At 63.0% G+C, this 6000-nt stretch carries 4 protein-coding genes; 3 read left to right on the top strand and 1 reads right to left on the bottom strand.

Going from position 1 to position 6000, the window contains the following annotated elements; genetic code table 11:
• The first annotated feature begins 103 nt into the window (after positions 1–103).
• The 3 genes from D6T64_RS04470 (at position 104) to D6T64_RS04460 (ending at position 5452) form a co-directional block, all read left to right on the top strand.
• Positions 104–3262 (top strand): hypothetical protein, encoded by a 3159-nt coding sequence (locus tag D6T64_RS04470; RefSeq protein ID WP_119972255.1) that lies wholly within the window; start codon positions 104–106, stop codon positions 3260–3262.
• A gap of 149 nt (positions 3263–3411) precedes the next feature.
• Entirely contained in the window at positions 3412–4530 is a 1119-nt protein-coding gene (locus D6T64_RS04465) for a type IV toxin-antitoxin system AbiEi family antitoxin domain-containing protein (protein ID WP_119972252.1), read from the top strand.
• A complete protein-coding gene (locus tag D6T64_RS04460) occupies positions 4523–5452 on the top strand; it encodes a nucleotidyl transferase AbiEii/AbiGii toxin family protein (RefSeq protein ID WP_119972250.1) in 930 nt (309 codons plus the stop codon). The genes D6T64_RS04465 and D6T64_RS04460 overlap by 8 nt, the downstream gene beginning before the upstream one ends.
• 90 nt (positions 5453–5542) lie before the next feature.
• On the opposite strand, the gene D6T64_RS04455 is transcribed toward D6T64_RS04460, so the two are convergent.
• Complete coding sequence (locus tag D6T64_RS04455; RefSeq protein ID WP_147364461.1) at positions 5543–5875, bottom strand: hypothetical protein; 333 nt, start codon at positions 5873–5875, stop codon at positions 5543–5545.
• Between the last annotated feature and the right edge of the window lie 125 nt (positions 5876–6000).

Below are 6000 nucleotides of genomic sequence, written 5' to 3'. Positions count from 1 at the left end.
TCTTACCGTGATATTTATCCCGTTTCGTGAAACAGAGACCATTTAGCAGGGCCGGAAACCCTTAGCGTGTTATTTATTCCGTATCGTGAGCTGACCCCTTAATGTGGCTGCACTGCAGGCGGCCATGCCGGAGAAGCTCACCATGGAGCAGATCCAGGCAAGGCTTGGCGCGGTGTGGGTTGATGCCGAGACCCACCAGCAGTTCCTCCAGGAGCTCCTGCGTGATCGCAGCATCCGAGTAGAAAACCCGATGCCGGGCATGTGGGAGGTGCGCGGCAACCGGCAGACATTGCGCGCCACCAGCGAGTGGGGCACCGTGCGACGCCCGGCGACCATGCTCACTCAGGCGCTGATGGAGCAGAAGCCGATCACCGTCTTCGACGAGTACGAAGCGATGGGAACGAAGAAACGGGTCGTGAACGCCCTGGAGACCACGGCGGCGCAGGAGAAAGCCGACCAGCTGCAGGAACGCTTCGGCGAGTGGGTCTGGGAGAACCCGGAACGGGCGGAACGCCTCACGGATGAGTACAACCGCCGTTTCAACTCCATCGCGCTCCGCGACTACAGCCATGAAGGCGACTACCTGACGTTGCCCGGGGTGGCGTTGAACTTCGTGCCGCGACCGCACCAGCGTGCCGCGGTGGCGCGGATGCTCTCCGAGCCTGCCGTGGGGTTGTTCCACCAGGTCGGAGCGGGCAAGACCGCGGAAATGGTGATGGGCACCATGGAGCTGGGCCGGATGGGCCTGGTCACCAAGCCGGTGGTCGTGGTGCCTAACCATATGCTCGAGCAGTTCGCCCGCGAGTGGCTGCAGATCTACCCGCAGGCACGCATCCTGGCCTCGTCGAGTGACGACCTCGCCGGTGACAAGCGCCGCCTGTTCGTCGCCCGCGCGGCCGCGAACGACTGGGACGCCATCATCATGACGCGCACCGCGTTTCAACGCATCCCGCTGTCGCCGGTCGCCGAAGCCGGCTACATCAGCCGGGAACTCGATACCCTGCGAGCGGTGTTCGAAGAGGCAACGGGTGAAGACGCGATGAGCGTCAAGCGCATTGAAAAAAAGCTCCTGTCCCTGGAGCAGACCTACAAGGAGCTCACGGACAAGCCCCGCGATGCCGGCATCACCTTCGAGTCGACCGGCATTGACTACGTCGTCGTCGACGAGATGCACGACTATAAGAACCTCGCCACCGAGTCCAGCATTCAGGATGCCCGCATCGCCGGGGCTGGCCGGGCCACGGACCTGCACATGAAGCTCGAATACCTGCGGTCCCAGCACGGCGACCGAGTGGTCACCGTGGCCACCGCCACGCCCCTGGCCAACAGCATCACCGAGGCCTACGTGATGCAGCGCTACCTACGTCCGGATCTGCTCGAGAATGCCGGTATCGGCCACTTCGACGCTTGGGCGGCAACGTTCGGGCAGACGGTCACCGAGATGGAGATGGCACCGACCGGCGGTGGTAACTTCCGGTTGAAGACGCGGTTTGCGAAGTTCCAGAACGTGCCGGAGATGCTGCGGATGTGGCACGTCTTCGCCGATGTGAAAACCGCCGAGGACCTCAAACTACCCACGCCGTTGCTGCGGGAACGCTCCGACGGGCAGCGGGTGCCCGAGAACCTCGTTCTGCAGCCGGGGCCGGAGCTCGAGGCCTACATCGCCGACATCGGCGAGCGTGCCGAACGGGTGGCCAACAAGTCGGTACGTCCCGAAGAAGACAACATGCTCAAGATCTCCACGGATGGCCGGAAGGCCGCCCTGGACGTGCGGATGGTCGGCGGCGACCGCCCGAACGGGCCAACGAAGATTGACGCCGTCGCGCACCAAGTGCTGCGCATCTGGAACGAGACGAAAGACCTCACCTACCTTGACGACGTGACGAAGGAGCCGTCGCCGACACCGGGCGCGCTCCAGCTCGTGTTCAGCGACCTGGGCACACCGAAACCTGATCGCTGGAATGCGTATGACGAGCTGCGCCTGAAGCTGGTCGATAGCGGGATGCCGGCCGAAGCCATCCGCTATATTCACGAAGCGAAAACGGACCCCGACAAGGCACGACTGTTCGCCGCGGCGCGCGCCGGCCACGTGGCCGTGCTGGTTGGGTCGACGGCGAAGATGGGCGTTGGGACGAACGTGCAGGCGCGCGCGATTGCGCTGCACCATATGGACTGCCCGTGGCGGCCGGCCGACATTGAGCAGCGCGACGGGCGCATCGTGCGGCAGGGCAACCAGAATGCCGAGGTCGGGCTGTACCGGTACGTCGTCGAGCGCAGTTTCGACAGCTACATGTGGCAGACCGTGGAGCGGAAGGCGAAGTTCATCTCCCAGATCATGCGCGGCCGGCTCGACATGCGCGAGATCGAGGACATCGGCGATGTCGCCCTCGGCGCCGCGGAGACGAAGGCCCTGTCGTCGGGAAACCCGCTTCTGATGGAACAGTCCGTCGTGAACAATGACGTGTCGAGGCTGCAACGGCTCGAGCGGGCCTGGCAGCGCAACCAGACCAACCTGGCGAGCATGCGCGTGAACGCGAGCAGTCAGGTTGGAGTGCTGGACCGCGATATTGATCTGTTGACGGCTGCGCTTACGCGCGTCGTGGACACGAGCGATGACCGGTTCCGGATGATGGTGGCCGGCCGGCAGTACGACAAGCGAGCGGATGCCGGCGTCGCCATGGGGGAATGGGCGGCGCGCAACGGCGTGCGGTATCTGCCCACGAATGCCGATCGGAAGTTGGGGGAGCTGGGCCAGGTTGGTGGGTTCCCGATCGACGTGGCTTCACGCACGTCGCTCGGCCAGGTGCACATTGTGGCGGAGCTGCGCGGGGTGCCCGGGGCGAGCGTGACCGTGCCGCGGAACCAGTTCGCCGAGGCGGGGGTGGGTCTAGTGCGGCAGCTCGAGAACCGGGCCTCGTCGTTGCCCAAGCTGATCACTGAGACCCAGCAGAAACGCGTCGACACCGAGACGACGATCACCGAGGTGGACGCGCGTGTTGGTGACCCGTTCAAGCATGGTGATGAGCTACGCGAAGCGCAGGAGCGGCAGGCGAGGGTGGTGGCCGGTCTCGCGGCCATGGCCAGCGAGCAGAAGCCGGCTGCTGAGACGACGGATGCGCCGGGTGCTGACGGTGCCGCCGTGGCTGCGCGCGATCGGGTCAAGGAGCTCGCCGCGCGCACCCGTGCAAGAGCCGACGAGCATCACGGCGATGTGGATCCGGCGCCGAGCGTCAGGCCAATATCGCACCAGCCACGGGTGTAGCGACCTGTCTCTCCGTGGGTTGTTCCCGTTGCACGCTGAGGGCCTGCGTGTTTGAGACTCCACCGTACCGACAGTGTGGGTTGGTCGTTTCCTAACGGCACAGGTACAAAGATTGCTTGAAAAGGATATCCAGACTATACTTTTCAAGTATGAGTGTGGTTGTTGAGCCGATCCTTGAGGATCTAGCTTCCGGGCAGTGGGGCCTGTTCACGGCTGCTCAGGCGCGAGTGCGGCTTGTGAGCCGTGCGAATCTGTCCCATCGGGAACGAGATGGGCGTCTCGTGCGTCTCGCACACGGCGTGTACCGGCTGGGCGGGGTGCCGGCGGCACCCCTGGACGAGCTTCGAGCGGCATGGATGTCGACGGTGCCAGAGAAGCTGGCCTGGGAACGGGTCGACGCTCCGGAGATCGTCGTTGGCGGCGCAGCGGCGGCACTCGTGCATGGGTGCGGCGATATTGAACCGGCACCGTACCGACTGATTTCTCGCGACCGCAGGCAAACTCAACGGCCGGATATTGGGTACTGGCAGCGTCTGCTGGATCCGGACGATGTTGTCGTTGTGGAGGGACTTCCGGTGACGAGCATCGAGCGCACCGTCGCTGATCTCGTCGATGACGTCGGGGATCTCTCCCTAGTTGGTGACGTGCTCGCCGACGCGACCCGGGGGGATCGCGTCGTTGACCTGCAGAGTCTGGCCCGGCTGCTGGCACCATACGCAGCCCGGTACGGGCATGCTCGAGGGGATGGGTCGGCACTTGTCGAGCAGCTCCGCCGGAGTGCGGGCATCGACGATGTTGCTGTTGCTCGGGCACTGGTGCAGCGTCCCGCGGTGGGCGCTGCCTTTGCCAACGTCATAAGCCAAGAAGTTGCTGGACAGCTTCGGGTCATCGCCGAGCAAGCTCAATTCCAGCTGGGCGGGTATGCGCAGCTTGGCGAACAGATGAGGCTGATGCTCGCGCCCATGCAGGAGCAGAGTCGTCTCATTTCCGAGATGGCGGACGCGGTGCTGGAGCCCGTCCTTCGACAGTATCGAGAGCAGATGAATCAGATAGCGAAGACCATCGCATCGCAGCTACCAACCATCACGGTTCCGAGGCCCACAATGCCAGTCATAAATTTCCCCGCGGATACCTGGAAACTGTCGTCCGCGTCACCTGCCGTGCCCGCGCCTAAACCATCGCGGCCTGATGGGCGCGCAGATTCTGACGGGGTTGAACCGATGAGCGACCACGAACGATCCAGCGAAGCAGGGGAGACCGATGAGTAACGACCAGCCGTACCCGAACGGACGAGCCGTACTCTCCGCCATTAAAGAGAAGGCGGTCGCTGCGCATCGCAGCGGGCTGGGAACATCCGTTCAGAGCCTCATCGAACTGGCAATTTTCGACCGCTTTCTCTGCCGGGTATTCTCCGCCCCAGACTGCCCGTTTGCCTTAAAAGGTGGCACAAACATGCTTGCACGGCTTCCGGGAGCTCGGCGGACAACGGACGTTGATCTGGAGACGCCAGAGATGACCATTGACGAGGCCATCACCCAACTTCGTGCGGCGGTCAGTGTCGACCTGGGGGATCATCTGGAGTTTCGATATCTTCGCCATCGTGACACCGGCGGGCGCAATCAGCCCGAATTGCAGGCGGCCGCAGTCAGCTTCAGCGTCACAGTGCGTGGCGCCGGAACCCAAAACTCCATCAACGTTGACCTGGCGATTCACAAACGCACGCCCGCGGCCCCGCTGGAAAAAATCACCCCGGCGTTCCGGCTCGCCCTGTCTCGCCTAGGCCACGTAGTCGACTATCAAGCAATCGCTGTGGAGGACCAGATCGCTGACAAGGTCTGCGCGACCGTCTCGATGTTCGGCGGTCAGCCCTCGACCCGATCGAAAGATCTCGTCGATCTGGCAATCCTCACCCGAACTATGCCCATCAGCGCTAAGCAACTCCGCATCAGCGTTCATACCGAAGCGCTGTACCGGCACCTGCCAACATTCATCTCGATCGTGGTGCCGCGATCGATGACCGATGGGTACAGCAAAGTCGCCCGAACAGTCCCACTGCTTAGCGACCTGCTGAACCCGGACGACGCAATTTCTGTGGTCAATGCGATGCTGCAGCCCGCCCTCAGCGGGGACCTTATGGAAGGGCAATGGGACCCCACGTACCAGCACTGGGTCGGCGTCACTGATTCGTGAGTAACGGCTTTTTAGCGGATGCTCGCACCGGCGTGCAGTTCCTCGCTGCCGATGGCCGCGCCTTTCCTGGCGGCCCGTGAGCCCTTGAATTCAGCCAACGTCAGGAACGGAATTTACCGCCGGCACGGGAACGACAAGCCCCCGCAATCGTTTGAGCTCCTTGGGGGTGAGATCAACCAGATCCGCGATGCGCGTCGCAGTCTCACCGAGCTCGAAAAGGCTCGTCACGCGGGCGCCCATGGTGTTTTCCAGAGCGGCCAGTTGTGCGATCAGAGTGTCGCGCTCATCGCCGGCGGTGAAGAACTCCGCGAGCGTGGCTTCGATCTTGTTGTCGCGCTCCGCGCGCACCTGGTCAACCCGGGTACGTGCGAGGCGTGCCCGCTCACGAGAATCAATTTTCTTACCAGTCTGTCCAGTTGCCATGCCAAACACTCCCATCGAACGTCACGTAGATCAAACTTTTCACAGATCTCACCAGCTCCAAAACGACACGCCACAACCAAAGCAAGTAGACACACCTCTTGCACTAATAGTGTCTGGAGAGGATT

Origin of the sequence: Cryobacterium melibiosiphilum (assembly GCF_003602235.1) — a bacterium.
Classification (GTDB): Bacteria; Actinomycetota; Actinomycetes; order Actinomycetales; family Microbacteriaceae; genus Cryobacterium; species Cryobacterium melibiosiphilum.
The sequence above is the reverse complement of the archived record's forward strand: the minus strand, read 5'-3'. Positions and strand labels throughout refer to the sequence as shown.